The organism is Lacrimispora sp. YZC11 (assembly GCF_057543815.1).
On sequence record NZ_BAAJYQ010000005.1, the window covers coordinates 82,789 to 103,742 of the forward strand.

The 20,954-nt window shown below is 44.5% G+C and carries 27 protein-coding genes; 7 read left to right on the top strand and 20 right to left on the bottom strand.

What is annotated here, in order from left to right; genetic code table 11:
• The first annotated feature begins 53 nt into the window (after positions 1 to 53).
• Positions 54 to 830 (top strand): RNA polymerase sporulation sigma factor SigG, encoded by a 777-nt coding sequence (gene sigG / locus AC27IJ_RS03505; protein ID WP_312446712.1) that lies wholly within the window; start codon positions 54 to 56, stop codon positions 828 to 830.
• Between the two features lie 186 nt (positions 831 to 1,016).
• Here sigG and AC27IJ_RS03510 read toward each other — a convergent pair whose 3' ends face one another.
• The 8 genes from AC27IJ_RS03510 to ulaG form a co-directional block, all read right to left on the bottom strand.
• Entirely contained in the window at positions 1,017 to 1,709 is a 693-nt protein-coding gene (locus AC27IJ_RS03510; protein WP_487147483.1) for an L-ribulose-5-phosphate 4-epimerase, read from the bottom strand.
• Between the two features lie 10 nt (positions 1,710 to 1,719).
• A complete protein-coding gene (locus AC27IJ_RS03515) occupies positions 1,720 to 2,769 on the bottom strand; it encodes a hypothetical protein (RefSeq protein ID WP_487147485.1) in 1,050 nt (349 codons plus the stop codon).
• A 15-nt stretch (positions 2,770 to 2,784) separates the two neighbouring features.
• Positions 2,785 to 3,627, bottom strand: coding sequence for an L-ribulose-5-phosphate 3-epimerase (locus tag AC27IJ_RS03520; protein ID WP_312446719.1), 843 nt, complete (start codon positions 3,625 to 3,627; stop codon positions 2,785 to 2,787).
• Positions 3,628 to 4,398, bottom strand: coding sequence for a DeoR/GlpR family DNA-binding transcription regulator (locus AC27IJ_RS03525; RefSeq protein ID WP_312446721.1), 771 nt, complete (start codon positions 4,396 to 4,398; stop codon positions 3,628 to 3,630).
• A 104-nt stretch (positions 4,399 to 4,502) separates the two neighbouring features.
• A complete protein-coding gene (locus tag AC27IJ_RS03530) occupies positions 4,503 to 4,814 on the bottom strand; it encodes a PTS sugar transporter subunit IIB (protein WP_312446723.1) in 312 nt (103 codons plus the stop codon).
• Between the two features lie 20 nt (positions 4,815 to 4,834).
• The gene (ulaA, locus tag AC27IJ_RS03535) at positions 4,835 to 6,325 is read right to left on the bottom strand and encodes a PTS ascorbate transporter subunit IIC (protein ID WP_487147488.1); all 1,491 of its coding nucleotides are present in this window, start codon (positions 6,323 to 6,325) and stop codon (positions 4,835 to 4,837) included.
• An 18-nt stretch (positions 6,326 to 6,343) separates the two neighbouring features.
• Entirely contained in the window at positions 6,344 to 6,799 is a 456-nt protein-coding gene (locus AC27IJ_RS03540; RefSeq protein WP_487147490.1) for a PTS sugar transporter subunit IIA, read from the bottom strand.
• Between the two features lie 19 nt (positions 6,800 to 6,818).
• On the bottom strand, positions 6,819 to 7,922 hold the full coding sequence (gene ulaG, locus AC27IJ_RS03545) for an L-ascorbate 6-phosphate lactonase (RefSeq protein WP_487147492.1): 1,104 nt from the start codon (positions 7,920 to 7,922) through the stop codon (positions 6,819 to 6,821).
• 642 nt (positions 7,923 to 8,564) lie between these two features.
• Between ulaG and AC27IJ_RS03550 the strand changes: the two genes are divergently transcribed.
• Genes AC27IJ_RS03550 through sufU form a run of 6 tightly spaced genes read left to right on the top strand, consistent with a single transcriptional unit; the run spans position 8,565 to position 14,028 of the window.
• Positions 8,565 to 9,125 carry a MarR family winged helix-turn-helix transcriptional regulator gene (locus AC27IJ_RS03550; RefSeq protein WP_312503346.1) on the top strand — a complete coding sequence of 187 codons (561 nt, stop codon included), beginning with the start codon at positions 8,565 to 8,567 and terminating at the stop codon, positions 9,123 to 9,125.
• A gap of 3 nt (positions 9,126 to 9,128) precedes the next feature.
• On the top strand, positions 9,129 to 9,881 hold the full coding sequence (sufC, locus tag AC27IJ_RS03555; protein WP_312503347.1) for a Fe-S cluster assembly ATPase SufC: 753 nt from the start codon (positions 9,129 to 9,131) through the stop codon (positions 9,879 to 9,881).
• On the top strand, positions 9,881 to 11,287 hold the full coding sequence (sufB, locus tag AC27IJ_RS03560) for a Fe-S cluster assembly protein SufB (protein WP_487148034.1): 1,407 nt from the start codon (positions 9,881 to 9,883) through the stop codon (positions 11,285 to 11,287). The genes sufC and sufB overlap by 1 nt, the downstream gene beginning before the upstream one ends.
• 12 nt (positions 11,288 to 11,299) lie before the next feature.
• Positions 11,300 to 12,385 (top strand): SufD family Fe-S cluster assembly protein, encoded by a 1,086-nt coding sequence (locus AC27IJ_RS03565; RefSeq protein ID WP_312446735.1) that lies wholly within the window; start codon positions 11,300 to 11,302, stop codon positions 12,383 to 12,385.
• Positions 12,375 to 13,607, top strand: coding sequence for a cysteine desulfurase (locus AC27IJ_RS03570; RefSeq protein WP_487147496.1), 1,233 nt, complete (start codon positions 12,375 to 12,377; stop codon positions 13,605 to 13,607). The genes AC27IJ_RS03565 and AC27IJ_RS03570 overlap by 11 nt, the downstream gene beginning before the upstream one ends.
• Positions 13,594 to 14,028: a Fe-S cluster assembly sulfur transfer protein SufU gene (gene sufU / locus AC27IJ_RS03575; RefSeq protein WP_487147498.1), complete on the top strand. Its 435-nt coding sequence runs from the start codon at positions 13,594 to 13,596 to the stop codon at positions 14,026 to 14,028. Before AC27IJ_RS03570 ends, sufU begins: the two co-directional genes overlap by 14 nt.
• Here the strand turns inward: sufU and AC27IJ_RS03580 are convergent.
• The 12 genes from AC27IJ_RS03580 to AC27IJ_RS03635 form a co-directional block, all read right to left on the bottom strand.
• On the bottom strand, positions 14,018 to 14,437 hold the full coding sequence (locus tag AC27IJ_RS03580) for a hypothetical protein (protein ID WP_313152694.1): 420 nt from the start codon (positions 14,435 to 14,437) through the stop codon (positions 14,018 to 14,020). The genes sufU and AC27IJ_RS03580 overlap by 11 nt on opposite strands.
• Before the next feature lie 55 nt (positions 14,438 to 14,492).
• Positions 14,493 to 15,275 (bottom strand): hypothetical protein, encoded by a 783-nt coding sequence (locus tag AC27IJ_RS03585; protein WP_487147501.1) that lies wholly within the window; start codon positions 15,273 to 15,275, stop codon positions 14,493 to 14,495.
• 6 nt (positions 15,276 to 15,281) lie between these two features.
• Positions 15,282 to 15,560, bottom strand: a complete 279-nt coding sequence (locus tag AC27IJ_RS03590; RefSeq protein WP_487147503.1) for a hypothetical protein — start codon at positions 15,558 to 15,560, stop codon at positions 15,282 to 15,284.
• A gap of 7 nt (positions 15,561 to 15,567) precedes the next feature.
• A complete protein-coding gene (locus AC27IJ_RS03595) occupies positions 15,568 to 15,960 on the bottom strand; it encodes a hypothetical protein (RefSeq protein WP_487147505.1) in 393 nt (130 codons plus the stop codon).
• A 171-nt stretch (positions 15,961 to 16,131) separates the two neighbouring features.
• Positions 16,132 to 16,362, bottom strand: a complete 231-nt coding sequence (locus AC27IJ_RS03600; RefSeq protein ID WP_487148036.1) for a DUF4176 domain-containing protein — start codon at positions 16,360 to 16,362, stop codon at positions 16,132 to 16,134.
• 2 nt (positions 16,363 to 16,364) lie between these two features.
• Positions 16,365 to 16,991: a hypothetical protein gene (locus AC27IJ_RS03605; protein WP_487147507.1), complete on the bottom strand. Its 627-nt coding sequence runs from the start codon at positions 16,989 to 16,991 to the stop codon at positions 16,365 to 16,367.
• On the bottom strand, positions 16,984 to 17,619 hold the full coding sequence (locus tag AC27IJ_RS03610) for a hypothetical protein (RefSeq protein WP_487147509.1): 636 nt from the start codon (positions 17,617 to 17,619) through the stop codon (positions 16,984 to 16,986). The genes AC27IJ_RS03605 and AC27IJ_RS03610 overlap by 8 nt, the downstream gene beginning before the upstream one ends.
• Positions 17,620 to 17,829, bottom strand: coding sequence for a hypothetical protein (locus AC27IJ_RS03615; RefSeq protein WP_312448620.1), 210 nt, complete (start codon positions 17,827 to 17,829; stop codon positions 17,620 to 17,622). It lies immediately after the preceding gene.
• Positions 17,830 to 18,005: 176 nt separating this feature from the next.
• A complete protein-coding gene (locus AC27IJ_RS03620; protein WP_312503358.1) occupies positions 18,006 to 18,740 on the bottom strand; it encodes a hypothetical protein in 735 nt (244 codons plus the stop codon).
• On the bottom strand, positions 18,676 to 20,226 hold the full coding sequence (locus AC27IJ_RS03625; protein ID WP_487147511.1) for a hypothetical protein: 1,551 nt from the start codon (positions 20,224 to 20,226) through the stop codon (positions 18,676 to 18,678). The genes AC27IJ_RS03620 and AC27IJ_RS03625 overlap by 65 nt, the downstream gene beginning before the upstream one ends.
• Positions 20,227 to 20,583 (bottom strand): hypothetical protein, encoded by a 357-nt coding sequence (locus AC27IJ_RS03630; RefSeq protein WP_487147513.1) that lies wholly within the window; start codon positions 20,581 to 20,583, stop codon positions 20,227 to 20,229. It lies immediately after the preceding gene.
• Positions 20,580 to 20,936, bottom strand: a complete 357-nt coding sequence (locus AC27IJ_RS03635; protein WP_312448604.1) for a hypothetical protein — start codon at positions 20,934 to 20,936, stop codon at positions 20,580 to 20,582. The genes AC27IJ_RS03630 and AC27IJ_RS03635 overlap by 4 nt, the downstream gene beginning before the upstream one ends.
• Positions 20,937 to 20,954 lie beyond the last annotated feature (18 nt).

Below are 20,954 nucleotides of genomic sequence, written 5' to 3' on the forward strand. Positions count from 1 at the left end.
GATTGAGTACATCATTTCTTTATGAGAATAATGAATGATGCGGAGGGAAAGATATGTCTGGATACAAAGTAGAGATTTGCGGTGTCAATACTTCCAAGCTTCCTCTTCTTAACAACGAAGAGAAGGAAGTTCTGTTCAAACGGATTCTTGACGGGGATAAAAAGGCCAGAGAAGATTACATCAAGGGAAACTTAAGACTGGTTCTCAGTGTCATACAACGTTTTTCCGGCAGCAATGAAAACGTAGACGACTTATTTCAGATTGGATGCATCGGTTTAATCAAAGCCATTGATAATTTCGATATTACGCAGAACGTCCGGTTCTCCACCTATGCGGTGCCCATGATTCTGGGCGAAGTACGGCGTTATCTTCGGGATAATAATTCCATACGCGTCAGCCGGTCCCTGCGTGATACCGCTTATAAGGCAATTTATGCCAAAGAAAATTTAATGAAGAAAAACTTAAAGGAACCGTCTCTTATGGAGATCGCCGAGGAGATCGGGGTAAGTAAAGAAGATATTACCTATGCCCTGGATGCCATTCAAAGCCCGGTCAGCCTTTATGAGCCGGTCTATTCCGACGGCGGTGATCCCCTCTTTGTCATGGACCAGATCAGCGACAAAAAAAACCTGGAAGAAAACTGGGTGGAGGATATCTCCTTAAATGAGGCTATGAGACGCCTTCCGGAAAGGGAACGCCACATCATTGACATGCGTTTTTTTGAAGGAAAGACCCAGACCGAGGTAGCGGAAGAAATCCATATCAGCCAGGCACAGGTAAGCCGCCTGGAAAAAAACGCATTAAAGACCATGAAAAATTACCTTTCTTAGACACCGGCAAGCCATCAGGCGAAACGGACTTCCTTATAAAATACAAGCCCACCTTTCCGTCAGGAAGGCAGGCTTTTACATATTAATACCATATCAAAAAAGCTCCGTCAGCTCATAATCCCCCTAATCTTGTCTACTCCCCAAATACCTTGCGGTAATCCGCCTGGAATTTTTCAAATCCGACATCTAATTCCCTTGCCCATAATAAGCATTGGCTCCATGCTTTCTTAGATAATGCTTATCCTGCAGCTCCTGTGGCGCAGGAGTCACATCCGGATTGATCTGTTCACACCGGAAGGCCATCTTGGCTACCTCTTCCAGAACCACTGCATTATGCACAGCCTCTATTGGATCGTTTCCCCAGGTAAAAGGGCCATGGTTTTTGCAAAGGCAGGCTGGTACCGCCATATACTCTTTATTCTTAAAATAGTCCGCAATCAGAAGTCCTGTATTTTTCTCATACCCTTCCTCAATCTCTTCCTTTGTCAGGCAACGCAGGCAGGGAATTTCTCCATACATGTAATCCGCATGGGTGGTGCCATAGCAGGGAATCCCCCGTCCGGCCTGAGCCCAGCTGGTTGCCCAGGAAGAATGGGTGTGCACGATCCCGCCGATCTTAGGGAATGCTTTATAAAGTTCCAGATGGGTGGAGGTATCAGAGGAAGGATTATACCTTCCTTCCACCTTTCTGCCCTCCATATCCATAACCACCATATCTTCCGGCTTAAGCTCGTTATAATCCACGCCGCTGGGCTTAATGACAAACATGCCGCTTTCATGGCAGACAGCGCTGACATTGCCCCAGGTAAATGTGACAAGTCCATACCTGGGAAGTTCCATATTGGCTTCATAAACAAGCTGCTTTAAGGCTTCTAACATGTTTTACCTCCTATGGTGTAAGTGTATACATGGCAATTTCATCAATCCCATGGTTGGTGGATATGATGATCTCTTCCCTGCCTTTTGTATACTTGTATACGTTAGCAGGACCGCAATCCCGGTCAATGATCTGTACCTCATAGGATTCCTGTTCCGGATTATAGGTAAAAGCCAGAAGATTCCGTTCTCCCTGCCGGTGCCCGATGACCAGGGCTGGTCTGCCGCACAGCATCCCGCCGAAAATGGCATGGTTGAACTCAGCCGGCTTATCATAAGCATAGACCTCTCTGTATTCCCCGTCTGTTTTTTTCCATATGCTGATTCTATCCCCGTGGAATGGGGAAATGACAGCCAATTCCTTTTCTCCATCTCCATCGAAATCCACCAGCACCGCATCACTGGCTGCCTCTTTTATCAGATGGCGGATCTCCCAGTCTCCGGCTGGGTTTTCCGGTGGGATGAACTGGTACACACCTTTGTCAGAGGATATAATACTGGTCTGGAGACCACAGTCCTCCACCTTATAATAACCATGGTTTTTCAGCATGTCATCCTTAATCACGTCCAGCCGGATCTGATGTTCTTCGTTAAATCGGCTTAAATCTTCAGGCAGAACCGCCCCGTACACTTTTCCCGGGGAAGACCAGTCATCTTTAAATTCATGGCCTGATTTTAAGGTACATGCGATCAAATAGTTGGTGCCGTTCCGTTCCACAATTTGAAACCGGTGGACAAAAGGCAGCTCTGCCAAAGTCCTTACCTCCCAGCCCTTTTCTTCATCAGGAGTCACTATGACAATTTTTGCTTCTTTGGAATCATTGGGAGAATAGAATTTTTGTGTTGCCAGAAACTGTCCGTCGGTACCAGGAACCGAAACCATGGTCATTACGCCGCCAGGCTCTGTCCAAATGGTGTCCTCTAAATTGCCTTCTGTATCAAATAGCAGGCAGCGGTCTACCTTTTCCGCTGCAACCAGGATGTGATCAGTTCCCTTGTAACGAAGCGGGGCTATGGAATAGCACTTCGTTAAATTTCCCATCACCTTTTTTTTAACTTTCATTATGATTAACCCCCTTCATTCCTGTTCCCTCAATATTCCGGACATTTTAAGATTTGCCGTAACCAGATCTTCCTTCCAGGAGGGGTTTCCCGTATACCAGAATTCCGCTACATAAATCCTTACGCCAAGCTTCCAGGCGGTCTCAATGGCCTTTTTAAAGTCCACATGACCCTCTCCATAGGGAACTTCACGGAATATGCCTGGTTTCGTCTCTTTTAAATGCATGGCAGCCAGCCGCCCGCTTCCAAGCTTTAAGTCCTCCAATACGTCTGTTCCATTGGTGAACGCAGCATTTGTTATATTCCCTATATCAGGATAAACATTTAAGTAAACAGAGGACACCTGCTTCACGTATTTCATGGCTTTTTCCACTGTATTCATGAATCCGGTCTCCATGGTTTCAAATCCAAGTACCACACCGGCGGATGCGGCCATTTCGGCAGCCTTTTTTAAGTTGTCCATAAAATACCGCCTTGTTTCATCATCTGATTCTTCATAGTACACATCGTATCCGGCCAGTTGGATGATCCTGATTCCCAGATCAGATGCCAGTTCTATGGCTTTGCCCATGATTTCCATACTTTTTTTCTTGACTGCCGGGTCATGGCTTCCCAGAGGATACTTCCGGTGCCCGCTTAAACACATGGTACCTATGGGAATGCCTGCGGCCTTTGTCAGTTCTATCAGCTCCAGCCGTTCCTTTGAAGTCATTTCAAGACGTTCAAGCTTTTCCTCTGTTTCATCTATACTCATTTCCAGGAAATCAAAACCGGTGCTCTTTGCAGCTTCCAGCTTTTCTTTCCAGCTTAATTCAGCCGGCATTGATTTTTCATACAATCCAAGCGTATAGGTTTTCATTTAAAAACCTCCTTTTTTCACCTGGTGGATCTGCACTCCAGCCTCCTTAAATTCCTTTAAAATCTCTTCAGGCGCCTTTTCATCAGTGATCAAATGCTGAACTTTACCTATGCTGCAGCTTGAAAAGCTGCTGTTCTTTCCTATCTTTGTATGATCGGCCAGAATATAAAGCTCGGATCTTGTGTGTTCGATCATTAATTCATTTAAACATACCTCATTCATGATCTCGGTGGTCATTCCTGACATAACGGAAATGCCGGAACACCCCATAAATGCTTTTTTTGCATATATGTTTTGAAGATTCCTTACCGCAAGATCCCCTACCATGGCTTCTTTGGGATAGCGAAGCTCACCGCCGGTGAGAATGATATTCACCCCGGCCCCATGTTCACTGTTAATCGCTTTTCCGTTGTTGGTTATGACCGTGACATTCCTGCTCTTGATGTATTCCAATATCTGCAAAGCAGTGCTGCTGGTGTTAATAAACAGCGTATCATTATCTTCTACCAACGTTGCAGCATAGCTGGCAATCAGCCGTCTGTAAAGTAATATTTCATTTGCATGTGCAGGGCCTTCTTCAATGGGAATGGCACCGCCATGACAGCGTTTTAAAAGCTTTCTGTCTTCTAGATACTGCAAGTCTCTTCGGACTGTTATCACAGAAATACCGCATTGCTCTGCCAAGCTGCCCACAGACACCTTGGGACTGTTTCTTACGATATCTAATATATGCTCTCTTCTTTCCTCCACAAGGGCATATTCTCTTTTCATCGGCTCACCTGCACTTTTATCAATATTTGATCACTGCCTGGATCCACAGTTTATTGGATACCGTCTGCCGGTTGAAAACCTCCGGCAGGCGAAACTCTTATTAATTAACCTTCCTGAATGATTCCCTGCTCTTTAAACTTGGTTTCAATCTCAGGAGCAGACATCACATTCTTAAGTCCTACGACCTTAATGCCTTTTTTCTCGGCATCTGCAAACATATCTTTAAAGTTCTGTGCACAGACCACCACATCGTACTGGGGCGCTGACCCTTTTCCTTCTGAAAGGGCGCAATGATGCACCTTTGTCGGTTTGATATTATGCTTCTTCAGCACCTTCTCCAAAGTCATCTGTGCCATCAGGCTTGAGCCTGCCCCATTTGCACAACATACCAAAAAGCTTAAATTTTTACCAGCCACGATGAAAATCCTCCTTAAATTTATTCCTTGTTTGCCTTTAATTCTTTATACGCTTCATAATCCTCTGTCATAAGGAAATAACCCTTTTTATCTTTCCAATACTGGATCTGCGGAATAGCAAGCAGTGTAACCAGTACGATTCCAATACCAATGTAGCTTAAATATTTCATGATAACGGTAAATACCGGCCATATGACCGCCCAGTCCCACATTCCTAAGTAACCGCCATAGGCTGCCATGCCTACCCAGCCTGCAATTAAGGCAGAACCAAATACCTGGCATAAACCGGATAAGAAGGGAAGAAGCAGAGCTGCTTTAAATCCGCCCTTTTCATTTGCAAAAACTCCGATGGTTGCATTATCAAAGAATACGGGAACGAAACCGCATATAACAAGCACCGGGCTCTTTAACAGAATCAGCGCCACAATGGCCAGAATCTGTCCGGCAAAGCCTGCTAAAAATCCCAAAGTCACGGCATTGGCTGCTCCAAATCCAAAGATTACGGCACAGTCTACTCCCGGAACTGAGCCGGGGAGAATTCTTTCTGCAATTCCCTGGAAAGAGGCTGTCAGCTCTGCCACAAAGGTACGTACCCCTAATTGCAGAATTGCCAGATATACTGCAAAATATAAACAGGTCTGAAGGACATAGAAAAACATGCTGGCTCCCTCTTTCATAAACTGTCCTTCAATCAGGTAATCCCTGCCAAGGATACAGAGGATCGCTCCAAAGAAGATAACCATTAAAATGGAAGTACAAACCATATTGTCGTTAAAAATGGACATAAAACCTGGCAGTTCAATATCTTCAATCTTTTTAAATTCTTTCCCATTGTTTTTCTTGTTTTCTTTCCCAAACAGCTTGCCTGCAAGATAGTAGCTGACTGCAACGCCGAACATCTGCTGATGAGCCAGACAAAAACCAGCTCCATCCGTAACCTCCTGGCAGGGCTTGATTGTCAGGTTTGAACCCACTGCCCAGTATGCGCCTAAAAGAAGGGCCATTACCGCAAGCATGGCAACTCTTCTATTTAACAGGAATGGACAGGCAAACATGATCAGCCAGTATGCGGTTGCAGCCTGCTGGACCTGAACGTTACCGGTGGTAAACAGTGCCCGCAGCTTGGTGTATTTTGAAAAACGGACAAGTAGAATGTTGACGATAAATGCAATGAACAACAGGATCATCGCATCCCCAAAACCTTTCCCAAACACTTCCCCTACGCCTGCCGTTACAGCATTCTGACCAAAATAAGGATCAATTACCATGGCATTCATCTGGAACCTGTCCTTTAATCCTACCAGTACCGGCCGGAAATTATTGACCAGTCCTCCGGAACCAACCATTAAGATCAAATAACCCACGATCGCTTTTAAAGTCCCGGCAAGTATATCATACCACGGTTTTCTCAGCAAGATATACCCAATCATAACGATCAGACCAATCATAAATGCCGGCTGCTGTAATACGTTTGTGGCAAAAAAAGTCCATACCTTCATTAAAATATCCATCGTATTCTCCCCTTTTCCTTAATCCAAATATCGTTCCTGAATCCGCAGCAAATCCTCTGAATCTTTGGCTTTTTTCAGTTCAGCAATCACTTCCTCATTGCTAAGCAGCTCCGATAACCGGGTCATATTATCCAGATGCTGATCCGGATTGCAGGAGGCCAGCGTAAAGAAAAGCTGTGCATCTTTTTCCGGATCCCCTGCATCAAAGCTGACCGGCTTTTCCAGTTTCATAAAGGCGATACTGGTTTTGTGTACGCCTTCTGCTCCCTCCTGGGAATGCGGCATGGCAATGTCCGGCAAAACAATGATATAAGGGCCGTATTTTTTAATACAGGCAATGATCTCTTCCTTATAATTTCCTTCTACCGTCCCGTCATCCTCCAGGCACTCACAGCTCATCCGGACTGCATCCTCCCAATCCTTTGCTTCCCGGGCAAATTTATAATGTTTCTTCTCCACAAAATCTCTCAGCATGTTTTCTCCTCTTTCCTGATTACAAAAGTGAACGGAACGGAATATTCTGAGGTGCTTCAAAGCAATCCTCAAAGCCTCTTTCATGGTGATAAGCCAGCTTGTCCTTGTCCCTGGGATAAACGTATTTTCCTCCTACTTCCCAGAAAAATGGATGGAATTTATAACCCAGCCGGTCCTTCTTCATGTCGTAGAGCACTTTGATTTCATTCACATCTGCCATAAAATTGGTCCATACATCATAGTGGATGGGGATCACCACCTTACATCTTAAGGCTTCAGCCATGCGGAGGATGTCGCAGGAGGTCATCTTATCGGCCATTCCCACCGGATTTTCTCCATATGAGCCAAAGGCAACATCAATGTCATGATCCTTTCCGTGTTTTGCAAAGTAAATGGAGTAATGGGAATCGCCGCTGTGATAAATATTTCCTCCAGGAGTTTTGATTAAATAGTTTACCGCCTTTTCATCCATATCCATGGGACACGTTCCTGTCAGCTCCTCCCTGTCCGGGCCGGTGGAATCCGTTGTTACAAGGCAGGTCCTGTCAAAAGAATCCAGAGCCACAATTTCAATATCCTTTATCCTGATGCTGTCTCCGGGCACCACCGTAATGCAGCGGTCTGCCGGAACCCCCCATTTCTGCCATAGCTCAACGGATTTCTTAGGGCCGATAAAAGGAACCGGAATTTCTTTTCCATTCTCATCCACTGTTGACATGTTGCTTTGGATCACATGGGCAGCATATTCCGGGCTCATATGATCCTGGTGGTAATGAGTTGCCAGTACCGCATCTACATGCTTAACAGCAAATGGATCAAGGACAAAAGGAACCGCCCTTAAATTAGGCTGCATCTTTCTTGCGCCGCACATATTTGCCATCTGATGTCCCTCAGCCATTTTTCCGTTACCATGAGAACGCTTTCCGTTTCCACACCACAAATCCACAGTAATATTACATCCGCCCGGCGTCTTAAACCACATGCCTGTACAGCCCAGCCACCACATAGCCACTGTTCCAGGTTCCACTGTCTCATTTTCAATTTCTTCATTCAGCCAGGTTCCCCATTCAGGAAACGTGCTCATGATCCAGCTTTCCCTTGTGATTTCTTCGACTTTGCTCATCCAAACATCCTCCTTTACTTTTTACGATCGTTTTATGATCGATTATGTTCGTACTTATCTTTACATGTAGATAATATCATTACAATACAAGTTTTTCAAGAGCGTTATACGACCGTTTATGTATTATATGTTCGTTTTTGTTTTTTTGTTTAATTTATATATTTCAAATCTATTTATTTGTGCATATTTTTTACTATAATGTAATTTATTATTTTTTAAAATGCATTTCTCACAATATTGTCTGTTAATAAATCATCAAGTAGTCTATCTTGTATGACTCCTCCATTTTATATTATGATTGTATAATTGAAACCGCATACAAAGCATTGTAAGAATCTGGTTCAAAACTAATGAAAAAAACTTCATATAAATAGACGGATTCAATCATTAAAAGATTACCGGTTGCTTACAAAAAGTCTTCAAAATGAAATATAAAATATTCTTAGAAATATCCTGATGGCCAATATACTTTAGCAGCTAAAGTATATTGACAGCAGATTCTTTAGGTGCTATACTAAATCCGCAAGTAAAGCTGAAATCGACCATAAAATAACTGTTTGCTTTTAGCGCTTGAGGCAGGTGCCATGATGTATGTTGTTGTAGAGGAGCTGTTCTCCGAAGCTCATGCGGGAGGACATCCCAATGTTGGAACATTGTGGGCATGGCAGCGGCTTTGGGGTGAAACAATGGATTGAGAGGGAAAAGAACATGGAGTGCAAATTAGTTGGAAACTTATTTGATGTTATAGCTATGATCACGGATGAGCAGAGAAGCCCTCAGAAGTATAGCGAATCCCATTTGCTGTATCACGCAGAAATGAGCCTGATTGATGCGATTTATGAGCATCCCGATGCAAATGCCCGCATGTTGTCGGAAATTATGGGCGTCACGCAGGGTGCGATTACACAGATGACGGCAAAGCTTTCAGAAAAGAAGCTGATCGAACGATATAAAATGCCCGGAAATAAAAAAGAGAAATATTACAGGCTTACATCGGAGGGAGAACAGGCAAGGCTGGGGCATCAGGAATACCATAGCGAAGCCAACCAAAAGCTGTGTCAATATTTCTGCTCTCTCAGCGATGCCAACGCAAGAGTTATTCTGGATTTTTTTGAAAAAGTGAAGGAATGTATGCCTATCAGTGAGTTTGCCTGTCAATCAGGCTTTGGCTGCAGAAACAATATAGAAAGGAAGGAGGAATAAGACATGCTTACTATTTCGAAATTAAGGGCTTATGTAGGTGACAACGAAATCCTCAAGGGAGTTGATCTGACAATAAACCCAGGAGAAACCCATGTAATTATGGGACCGAACGGCGCGGGAAAATCCACGCTGGCGAGCGTCATCATGGGTCATCCGGGCTATACGGTGACGGAAGGCCGCATCATATTTGAAGGCGAAGACATCACCTATACCAAAACAGATGAAAGAGCGAGAAATGGCATCTTCATGACATTTCAAAACCCCGAGGAAGTAGACGGGATCACCGTGGAAAGCTTTCTGCGCACGGCACGGTTTGCGGTTACCGGTAACAACGAGAGGGCTTGGGACTTCCACAAGGAATTAAAAGAGCTTATGGCGCGTCTGGATTTTGACGAGAGTTACGCTGCACGGTATTTAAACGTCGGGTTTTCGGGCGGCGAAAAGAAGAAACATGAGATATTGCAGATGCTGGCCCTTCACCCAAAGCTGGCTATTTTGGATGAAACAGATTCGGGCCTGGATGTCGACGCTGTCAAAACGGTATCAGAGGGTGTGCGAGGCTATAAAAACGAAGAAAACGCTTTGCTGATTATCACTCACAGTACGAAAATTTTAGAAAATATCAGTGTTGATATGGTACATATTTTGATTGACGGGAAGATTATCAAAACCGGAGACGCCTCGCTGATTGATGAGGTGAATCGCAGCGGATTCACTTCTCTCTCACCCGCCGAAGCGGCCAAGGGGGTGTCATGATGGAACGTAAAAAGACGCAGGTCGCCGAAATCAACCGTGACGCCTATGATATTGCGAACCCGGAAAACGCTTCATATAAGGTAGATAAGGGGCTGACTGCGGAAATCGTTACCGATATCTCAAAAGGAAAAAACGAACCTCGCTGGATGTTGGAACACCGATTACAATCCCTTGCCGTCTATGAACGGCTGCCATTGCCAAATTGGGGGCCAAACCTTCACGAATTGGATATAAATAATATTGTCACCTATGTCCGCCCAAATATGAAGATGACGGATAATTGGAACGAGGTTCCCGATGAAATCAAGCAGACATTCGACCGGCTGGGCATCCCCGAAGCGGAAAAACTGGCTCTCTCCGGCGTGGGAGCACAGTATGATTCTGAGGTTGTTTATCACAGCATTAAAGAAGAAATGCGCCAGCAGGGTGTGATTTACACCGATATGGATACCGCACTCCATGAGTACGAGGATATCGTAAAAAAACACTTTATGAAACTGCTTCCCGCCACGTTACATAAATTCGCGGCGCTGCACGGAGCGGTCTGGTCGGGCGGGTCCTTTGTCTATGTGCCAAAGAGTATCGAGGTTCATATGCCACTGCAATCCTATTTCCGGCTCAACGCGCCGGGAGCCGGGCAGTTCGAGCATACAATGATTATTCTGGAGGAAGGTGCACGGCTTCATTTCATTGAGGGTTGTTCCGCTCCGCGGTATAACGCGCTGAATCTGCACGCCGGCTGTGTGGAACTTTATGTGGGAGAAGACGCGACGCTGCGGTATTCTACCATCGAAAACTGGTCGAGGAATATGATGAACCTCAATTCAAAGTGCGCGGCAGTGGAAAAAAACGGCGCAATTGAGTGGGTTTCCGGCACATTTGGCTCCCATATCACCATGCTGTATCCCAGCAGTATTTTGCGGGGAGATGGTGCCAGAAGCGAGTTTACGGGTATCACCTTTGCCGGCGCGGGGCAAGAGCTGGATACCGGAACTAAGGTAATTCACGCCGCACCGAACACTTCATCCACGGTATCGTCAAAATCCATCTCCAAAAACGGTGGGAAAGCCATCTACCGCAGCGCTGTTACTGTTTTGCCCCAAGCGAAAAACAGCAAGTCCAGCGTAAGCTGCGAATCCCTCATGCTGGATAGCGAGAGCCGCTCCGACACTATCCCTGTGATGGATATACGAAATGACGAAGTGGATATCGGACATGAAGCAAAAATCGGGCGCATCAGTGAGGAAACGGTTTTTTACTTAATGACGAGGGGGATTGGCGAAAATGAAGCGAAGGCGCTGATTGTCCGCGGTTTCGTGGAACCTATTACAAAGGAGCTTCCTTTGGAATACGCCGTGGAAATGAACAGGCTGATTGCCCTTGAATTTGAGGGCGGCATCGGTTAAGAGGAGGTTGGCATGAATCATACTTTAGAAAGGCTTAACAAGCTGCAAAATCCAACATGGAACACGCTTAAAATAAATGATACGTCCGTAGTGATCGATCTTGACGGAATGCCCGCCTATGCCGGGAATCCACTGCAAAAGAAATATTCCGGGATCCGGATTAGCCGTGAACCTGCATTGGAAGTAACGGAAAATCCTCCGGCCAGCCTTCGGGATACCAGGGGATACGCAGCGGCGTTTTGCAATTACCGCCTGCATATCACGATCCCGGCAGGGTTCGTGGCAAAGGAACCGATTGTGCTGGACTTTCATCTCGACGGCAGCAACGCTCTGCTCGCGGATGAGTTGTTCATCAGCGCGGAAGCCGGAAGCAGCGCAACCGTGGTTCTGAGATATGCATCGGACGGCGGCGCAAACTGTTTCCACTGTGGATACACAACGCTTAATGTAAAAGCTAACGCAAATATCAGGCTGATAAAGGCGCAAAGATTGGCGGAGAATCATACAGGTGTTGACGCAACAGAGGTAAACGTGGATACAGGGGCAGCCGCGCATGTGGTTCTGATTGAAGCAGGGGCACAAAAATCCGTTTCCGGCTGCAGTGTCCAGCTAACAGGAAATGGCGCGTCCGCTGATTTGGACGGCGCTTACGCCGTAAACCGCGAAAGGGCGCTGGATTTCAATTACCGTATTGAATACAAGGCAATAAACACGCAGGGTAATATAAACGTCCGTGGCGCGCTGCTGGACAAGGCACGCAAAGCGGCAAAAAGTACGCTGGATTTTCTTCCCGGTGCGGCAGGAGCTAAAGGCCGGGAAGAAGAAAGCGTGTTGGTACTCGGCTCTGATGCGATCAATCTTTCTGCACCGCTGCTCTTGTGCGGTGAAGATGACGTGGAAGGGCAACACGCCACCACCACCGGCAAGATTGACGAAAACAAGCTCTTTTACCTGATGAGCCGCGGTATAGGAAAAAGCGAGGCGCGTAAACTGGTTGCGCTGGCGTCATTCAATTCTGTTTTGGAAAAAATAGAGCCAGACAGCTTGCGGGAAGAAATTTCCTTATTTATTCAGGAGGTGCTGGACGATGCGGACTAACTACTCAGATGATTTTCCTCTGCTTAAAAACAGCTGGGAAAACGGAAAAAGATTGGTTTATCTTGACAACGCTGCAACCACCCAAAAGCCCGCGCAGGTGATTGAAGCCGTGCGAAAATATTACGAGCACTACAACGCCAACCCCCACCGCGGGGCATATCCCTTGAGTGAGAAGGCAACGGAGCTTTACGAAACCGCACGGGAAAGGGTCGCAGGCTTTATAGGTGCGGGAAGTCCAGAGGAAATCGTGTTTACAAAAGGAACCACCGAATCCCTCAATCTTGTAGCCGGCATTTATGGCATGGATATCCTCCAGGAAGGCGATGAGATTTTGATCTCCATCGCGGAACATCACAGCAATTTAATCCCGTGGCAGGCTGTGGCAAAAGCAAAAGGCGCACGGCTCCGGTATCTTTACACCGATGAAAACGGGAAGCTGACGCAGGAAGAAATTGCCGCAAACATAACCTCCCAGACCAGGATCGTCGCTGTCGCGCAGGTTTCTAACGTATTGGGAATCGTTAATCCGATTGGGGAAATCATCAAAAAGGCACATGAGGCCGGCGCGGTTGTCGTGCTGGACGCGGCGCAGGGCATTCCCCATATGCAGGTCGACGTGCAAGCACTGGACGTGGATTTTCTGGCATTTTCGGGCCATAAGCTGTATGCTCCGATGGGGATCGGCGTACTGTACGCAAAAAAAGAGCATTTGAGCAAAATGCGGCCGCTGCTGTTCGGCGGCGGGATGGTGGACGATGTGAGCGAGCAGACCGCCACCTTCACGGACGGCCCCGCGAAATTTGAGGGCGGTACACAAAACGTGGAGGGTGCAGTTGGCCTGCACTCGGCAATTGATTATCTGGAAAATATCGGTTATGAGCGGATTGGAGAGGTTGAAAATGAGCTGACCCAATATGCACTTGCTCGGCTTAATTCCATGCCATACGTTACAGTTTACGGCCGGGAAAGCGGCCATAACCGCACGGGCGTCATTTCCTTTAATATTGACGGAGCGCATCCCCATGATGTATCAACAATACTGAGCGCGGACGGCGTGGCAATACGTTCAGGACACCACTGCGCTCATCCGCTAATGCGGCATATGGGCGTAAACGCCACTTGCCGGGCCAGCCTGTGCTTTTACAATACCAAAGAAGATATAGACGTTTTGGCAGAATCCATATGCAAGGTTAGGGAGGTGTTGAAACTTGGAGCTAAATGATATTTATACGGAAATAATCACCGAACACAGCACATCCACAAGAAACCGCCGCCATCTGGAACAGGCCAGCGTTAGTCTGGCGGGGAAAAATCCAAGCTGCGGGGATGAGATAGAACTTGAGCTGCTGATCGACCATGGCCGGATCATGGACGCTTCCTTTACAGGAACAGGCTGCGCGATTTCCCAGGCATCAGCTTCAATGATGATTGACTTGATAAAAGGAAAGTCTCTCTCTGAGGCAAAAAGTCTCGCGGAGTTGTTTACCGCGATGATACAGCGTAAAATAACAAATGACCAAGACTTGGAGCCGCTTGAAGAAGCCGCCGCATTGAAAAGTATTTCTAATCTGCCCGCGCGGGTAAAGTGTGCGGCTATGCCGTGGCACACTCTTGAAACAGCTGTAGAGACTTCTAATGCTTAAACAGCAGGCTCCCAGGCGGCGTGGTGTCGGAGTATGACACGCCGCCTGGGTTTTCCGGCGGCCTTTTCAGTGTTTCCATTGCTTCAAGAAAAACTTTTACCTGAATTTCGGTGTACCGCTTGGCCTTGTCGATGAAAGAATCCACATTGGAGGCAGAGTCTGTCAGCTTCTGCAGTCTGGCCTCCTTGGCAGGAATTGCATCCCTCAGTACCTTCTGATCATCGTTGTAATCAGCGGACAGCATACAAAACTGTTCATTAGTCACCCGCCCCAACACATTATCCTCATAGAGGCGTTTAAAGAGTGATGTCAGTTCCGTTTCCCGATGCCTGTCCACTTCCGCCACGTAGCTTCTGGCACTGTCCCAGGCTTGTCCTTTTAGCGATAATCTCCCAACATTTCCAAGCATTCCAAGTGATGTCCGGATTCGCCTTAGGTCTGCCAAAAGGAAAATAGAGTTGAAATCAATTCTTAAATAAAAACCCCCTTTTTATCCCCAGCCATTTAACAAAATCGTTTACATATTGATGAGATATTAAAACTTTTTCTTGCATGAATTGTTTTTTTCTACAAATCACAATACTAACCCCATTATTCTTGCATATTTTATATAAACATGTATCTTTCTCAGATTGTACAATAAAATATGTGGGACTTTCATTTTTAACAATAATAGAAGCAATCATTGATAATTCCTGGCTGGTGACGCCAAATATTTTAGAATATTGATTAATTGCTTCTGTCTGATTTTTCTCATATAAAGTCAAAAAAGCTTCTAAATTTTTCATTGATAAAGTGAGAATAAATGGAGGCAATGGATCATCTGATGTTATTTCATCCACATTCAAATATTCACTCAAAGCTAAATTTAAAGAATCTAAGTCAAAATATTTTAAGTAAATATTCTCTCCACCATCAACACAAACGCCAATATGTCCTTTCTTTATAGAAAAAATGTCCACAACTTCATATTCTGTTCCCTTTTCAACGGTTATTTCAATTACATTTAAAACTCTACAATCAGCAAAATCAAATACTTTCTGATATGGCAATACATTTTTTGCAAGCTTAAAATTTCCATTTGTGTCTTTATGTAAAAGAGCCTTTTTATATAATGCTTCTATTATTTCTGCATTTTCATCATCTCCTACTTTTATATTATCTTGATATAAACTATCCTTAATAGTTATAGATTTCAAAAAACTATTAAGTACACACAATTCTTTCTTGCTGATCTTAAATTCCATACATTATCATCCTCCCCAAACAACACTTGGTTGTTTGAAAAAACCAGATAGTCCGATAATTGCATTTCCTATGCCTTGTTTCACACTATCACTTAAATCTGCTGCTCCTTGTGCTATTCCCTCTGTTACATCTCCAACTTTTTCTTTCGTCCATTCAAGCAAAGTTTGACCTTCATTTACTTTTATCCAATTAAAAGCATTGTCTACCACAAATGATGTAGCAATACCTACTATACATCGATAGCTACAAGTTTGCTGTTGATGTCTCGGATCATTCTCCGGCACCGGCTAATTACCGAACTTCTGGGATGCTCTCTGTCATATTCGCGGTCCAGACGATCCTCCCAATAATCAAATTCCTTATCCAGACAGTTGACCCCAGGAAGACGCTGGGCCTCACTTCGGAATCTGGCATTTCCATATTCATTGCTTCGATCCATTGTAACTTTGTATTTAGGTAAGGCAGCTCCACTTCTTCCACATAGCTTCTGGCACTGTCCCAGGCTTGTCCTTTTAATGATAATCTCCCAATATTTCCAAGCATTCCAAGTGAGGTCCTGATTCCTCTCACATGCTCCGCCAGACGATCCAGCTCCCGGTCTGTCACATTCGCCCGATCGTTACACGTCTGGGATAAATCTTCACACCCATGATTTACTCCTCCTGCACAATCTCCCCCATACATTCCTCACAATATTTCGTATATTACAAATACGCAAGATTTTTTCAGCAACCACTTATTCTTTCTTATTTATTTCGTGCTTTTCTTCTTTTGAAGAAATGTTATATTCTAACCTTAATTTGGGATACGGTGATTTTTGAATATTCTAATCATTTTTTTCAGCAAATTTTATCTCTAAATCATCACGATAGCCTTCAAAATATATTCCTTGATATCCTCATGGTTAAAAAAGGTAAACTCCTGTTCCTTTGCGACTCCCTCTGGATAGATAAGGGCTGAATAATCAAAGTAACCAATCGTACCATTATTATTAAAAAGTTGCGCACGTCCTACAATCATCAATTTCACATTTCCATTTTTAGTTTGGACAACCGTCCCAATTGGAAGAATATATTGTTTTTCTATATTTAAAACATCTCTTCTTTTTTCAACTTTTTAAGTAATTTTCTTGTTATACGATAATTAAAAACTAAGTCTGTTCCAGAAACTTCATACTTAATTCTTATCGCCTTAACTAGCAGAATAAAAGTAAATGATACTACTAAATTCAAGGCCAAGGCAACAAGATTTCCAGAAAATAAGAATACCGTACTGAAAATAATGCAAAAAATACCAGTAAGTATCATCGTAATATCAATGATGCTATTTCCTTTATATGTTGACCGTAATACCTCAAGATAATTCTCGGATTTCCAGTATATATCTGCATTATTAACTTCTGGCAGTCGTGTATTTTTTTGAATATAGCGATTCCCTAAAAAATAAAACAATATTACGAGACCTATAAGTAGTGCAAATCTTGCCATAAGATTATTTGAAAAAATGATCAATTGTAGTATTTGATTGCCAAAAATCGTGTTACAAAGTGAACCAACTATAGCGCTAACCATACTTATGGTTGTAATGTTAAAAACCAACGACTTCCTACTAACAGGATCAAAATTGTCACAATAATAATAGTAAACACTCTGTTCTTTGAAAAAATATAATTTTTGCTCTTCAACCTTAATAATAATTGCTTTTTCCTTATCCAAAAACTGACCCTAAGCAGTTAAATCCGCTTACAAAGCCTTTCACTGACTCAATAATATTTCCACTCGCTTCCACAAGATTGTTTTTTATTGTATCCGCTACTTCTGATACCTTTTCTCCACGTTCTTTTCTGTTGTCCCAAACATCGTCAAAAGCCTTTGAGCCGAATATACCGCCAACAAATCCAATTACTCCGCCTATTGCCGCTCCAGCAGCAGTACCCGCTCCAGGTATAATACTTCCTATAGCTCCCCCTACTGCTACATCTATTTTAGCACCTGCTGCTCCAGCACCAGCGGAAATAACTGCATGAGCCGTTGCTTTTACCACCGCATCTCCTAATTCTTCTCCTTGAGCACTCATTATGGCATAATCAAAAACACCTCCTATGATGGGGAGTCCCTTTGTAGCACCCAGTCTAACGAATTGTTTTAATAAACTTGGCGTTTGGCTCACAACAACATTCACTCCTGATGTCGTAACAGCAACCCGACCTTCATCCATAAATGCGGTTTCAAGCATTCCAAGTGAGGTCCTGATTCCTCTCACATGCCCGGCCAGACGGTCCAGCTCCCAGTCTGTCACATTGGCCCGGTCGATTACACGTCTGGGATAAACCTTCACACCCATTCAGCATTCCTCCTCTACAAATTTCCGCAGTTCTTCTTCATACTGTTCCTCACAGCAAGCCGTTTCCTTCCGAATATGCAGGTGCTTTTCAGCAAGTGCTTCCTCCTGGTGGCGCAGCTCCCGGTACTCTTCCTCCACGGATTCCTCAAACTCACTCCTCATGCTTCCGGATTCCTGGCATTCTCCCCAGGAAGCAATCAACCGTTCCACATATCCCCGGTCTCTTCCGCTCTCTGCCCGCGTTAGTTCCTTCTCCTCCTCAAACCGCCCGGCTTCCCTTTCATAGATTTCTCTCTCCTCTTCCAGACGGTTAAGTTCTGTTTGATACCAGGTTCACCTCTTCTGACATACAATAAAATCGTCCCGCACTCTTCTCAATAAAATGCCTAATCAAAAAACATCGTATCCAATAGTACAGTAACCATATCCGCACGGCCTTTTCTACCCAACCAGTCTGTACTCAAATAAATCTCAACCTGATCCGGAGTGTAAACAAACTGTATATACCGGAAGTAGTTCTCTTCATCTTCTTCAATAGGAAACTCCAGCTCTTTTAGCAGTACTGCTTCTCCACCATCCAATGGTTTTTTATAAACCTTCTTTTTGCAATAATAATACAAATCACTCCCACGTATCAGCAGGGCATATTCCTGATCACCTAATTCTATTTTGCTTGGAACCCCTGTTCCCGAAAAAATGATAATATCGCTTGCAATCACTGCTTTATCTCTAAGAGTATGGGCAGCTTGCTTCCATATGGTAATGATACAATAGTAAGTAGATTCATCTTTTAATATCCGTAAGTTTTTAATTTCGTTCTCAGCACGATCAGGAAGTGAAGCTATCATATTCTGCTTATCGTCCAGAAAGCAAATCAGTTTGTCATCGCTACTGTTTTTTATAAATAAGCCTTTCTGAACCTCTATGGGTTCAGTCCTTTTATCCCAAAAGAGTTCTTCATGTAGCAACATATCTTGAGGATATGCATTTTCAAAGCGAAAAATCCCTTTCTTAGCATAGATATCCACGGAACAACCAGTTAAGCTTATAAGCAAACTACTTACTAATAGAAATAACCATGGACGTGACCATCTCATTATTCTCTTTGACAAATTCTTCATAGGTTCTAATATCCTCCTTTCCTCCATATCTATCGTTATAAAATTGATATTTCCCGTCCCCTGCATCCACAAACGTGACATAATGGGCACTCCAGTTATTTCTTGCATAAACTACGATATTCACATCTCCTGAAAAGTCATCATTAAACGAAGATTTCACTCCACCAAGCAGCCCTGATACTTTTTCAGGTGTAAATGAGGTGATAGTATAATCCACTTGGTACCCGAAATCTACAAACAGTTTTCCAATCCCATATGGATTCGTACCCAAAGTACCCCCTAGTAAAACACCATTTTTCTCATAACTCCTGATAATATCCTCTGCTTCTTGGGGATTTCCCAAAACCTGAAGCACATTGTATGTTGCAATCCAGCCACATCCATTATTTTCACTGGTATCGTTTCCGTATTTGTACTCATTCATCTTGCCTTGATCAATAATCATTCCCTGATAAACTGCCTCGTCTGGAATGGATAAATCTTTATTATGTTCATAATTTGAAGCACTTTCATCTTCTGAAATATAATATTGATTCATACCAGGGATTTTCTCCATCACATCGTCCCATACTTTATCCTTACTGCTGTTCCATAGCAATCCAATTTCTGATATGATATTTTTCTCTTTCTCTTGCCTGATCCATTCATAGATTTCCTGTAAATTTTCCTTGTAGCTATGTACGACCTCTTTCCAGTCAACCGGTTCCAGCTTTTCCGCTTTCCCCGCCACATAAAGCAGTTCGACTACATCATGTCTCCACTTCTTTTTCTTGGAGTTTTGTACTGCCGTCCAGGCTGAACAGACCTCCTGGACTGTAAAACCATATTCCATGGCTTCCCGGATCTGTTCTTCCGACAGACCAGTGACCTTTACTACCTCCATCATGTCTACCTGTTCTAATCCCTTTTTACAGATGACGCTGACCGAAGTAAACTGGATCTCATTCGTCTGTGGATTATAGCTCACTTCCTTGATCTCCGTATCTGCACGGTCCAAGATATCCTGAATCACTCCTGCCCGGTCATAGATTCCACCTGTGGCTTGTACGAAAACATCGATTGCCACCAGTTTGCTGTTGATGTCCCGGATCATTCTCCGGCACCGGCTAATTACCGAACTTCTGGGATGCTCTCTGTCATATTCGCGGTCCAGACGATCCTCCCAATAATCAAATTCCTCCTCCAGCAGATCCTTATCCAGACAGTTGACCCCAGGAAGACGCTGGGCCTCACTTCGAAATCTGGCATTTCCATTCTTCATAGCTTCGATCCATTGAAGCTTTGTATTTAAGTAAGGCATCTCTACTTCTTCCACATAGCTTCTGGCACTGTCCCAAGCTTGTCCTTTTAATGATAATCTCCCAACATTTCCAAGCATTCCAAGTGAGGTCCTGATTCCTCTCACATGCCCGGCCAGACGGCCCAGCTCCCGGTCTGTCACATTGGCCCGGTCGATTACACGTCTGGGATAAACCTTCACACCCATTCAGCATTCCTCCTCTGCAAATTTCCGCAGTTCTTCTTCATACTGTTCCTCACAGCAAGCTGTTTCCTTCCGAATATGCAGGTGCTTTTCAGCAAGTGCTTCCTCCTGGCGGCGCAGCTCCCGGTACTCTTCCTCCACGGATTCCTCAAACTCACTCCTCATGCTTCCGGATTCCTGGCATTCTCCCCAGGAAGCAATCAACCGTTCCACATATCCCCGGTCTCTTCCGCTCTCTGCCCGCGTTAGTTCCTTCTCCTCCTCAAACCGCCCGGCTTCCCTTTCATAGATTTCTCTCTCCTCTTCCAGACGGTTAAGTTCTGTTTGATACCAAACGTATAGTTCCTCCTTCTCCATCATCTCCACTTCTCCTTTCCCGGAAGGTTTTCAAAAAGGGAAGATGCGGTACCAGTGCCTCCCTTTATCTGAGAGCCAAAAGAGATCCCTTTTAACACACGGCTTGCCGCCGTCTGGTCCGCCTCTTCTAATGTTGCACTGATCTGCCGGATATAGCCATATGCATTGGAAACATGGATCTTCATCTGTTCCGTATCCCTGATTCCCTTCTGCCAGCTCTCTGTGAAACACTCCTCCGCCCACACATCTTCACAGGCATTTGTAGATGCCAGAGTCAAACAACATTCTCCTGTTTCAGTCTCCGTCTTTCTTGCAATCTCCTCCGCCATCTGCGGATTATTTTTGATTTCTCCCATATGCTTTTCCTCTCTCTA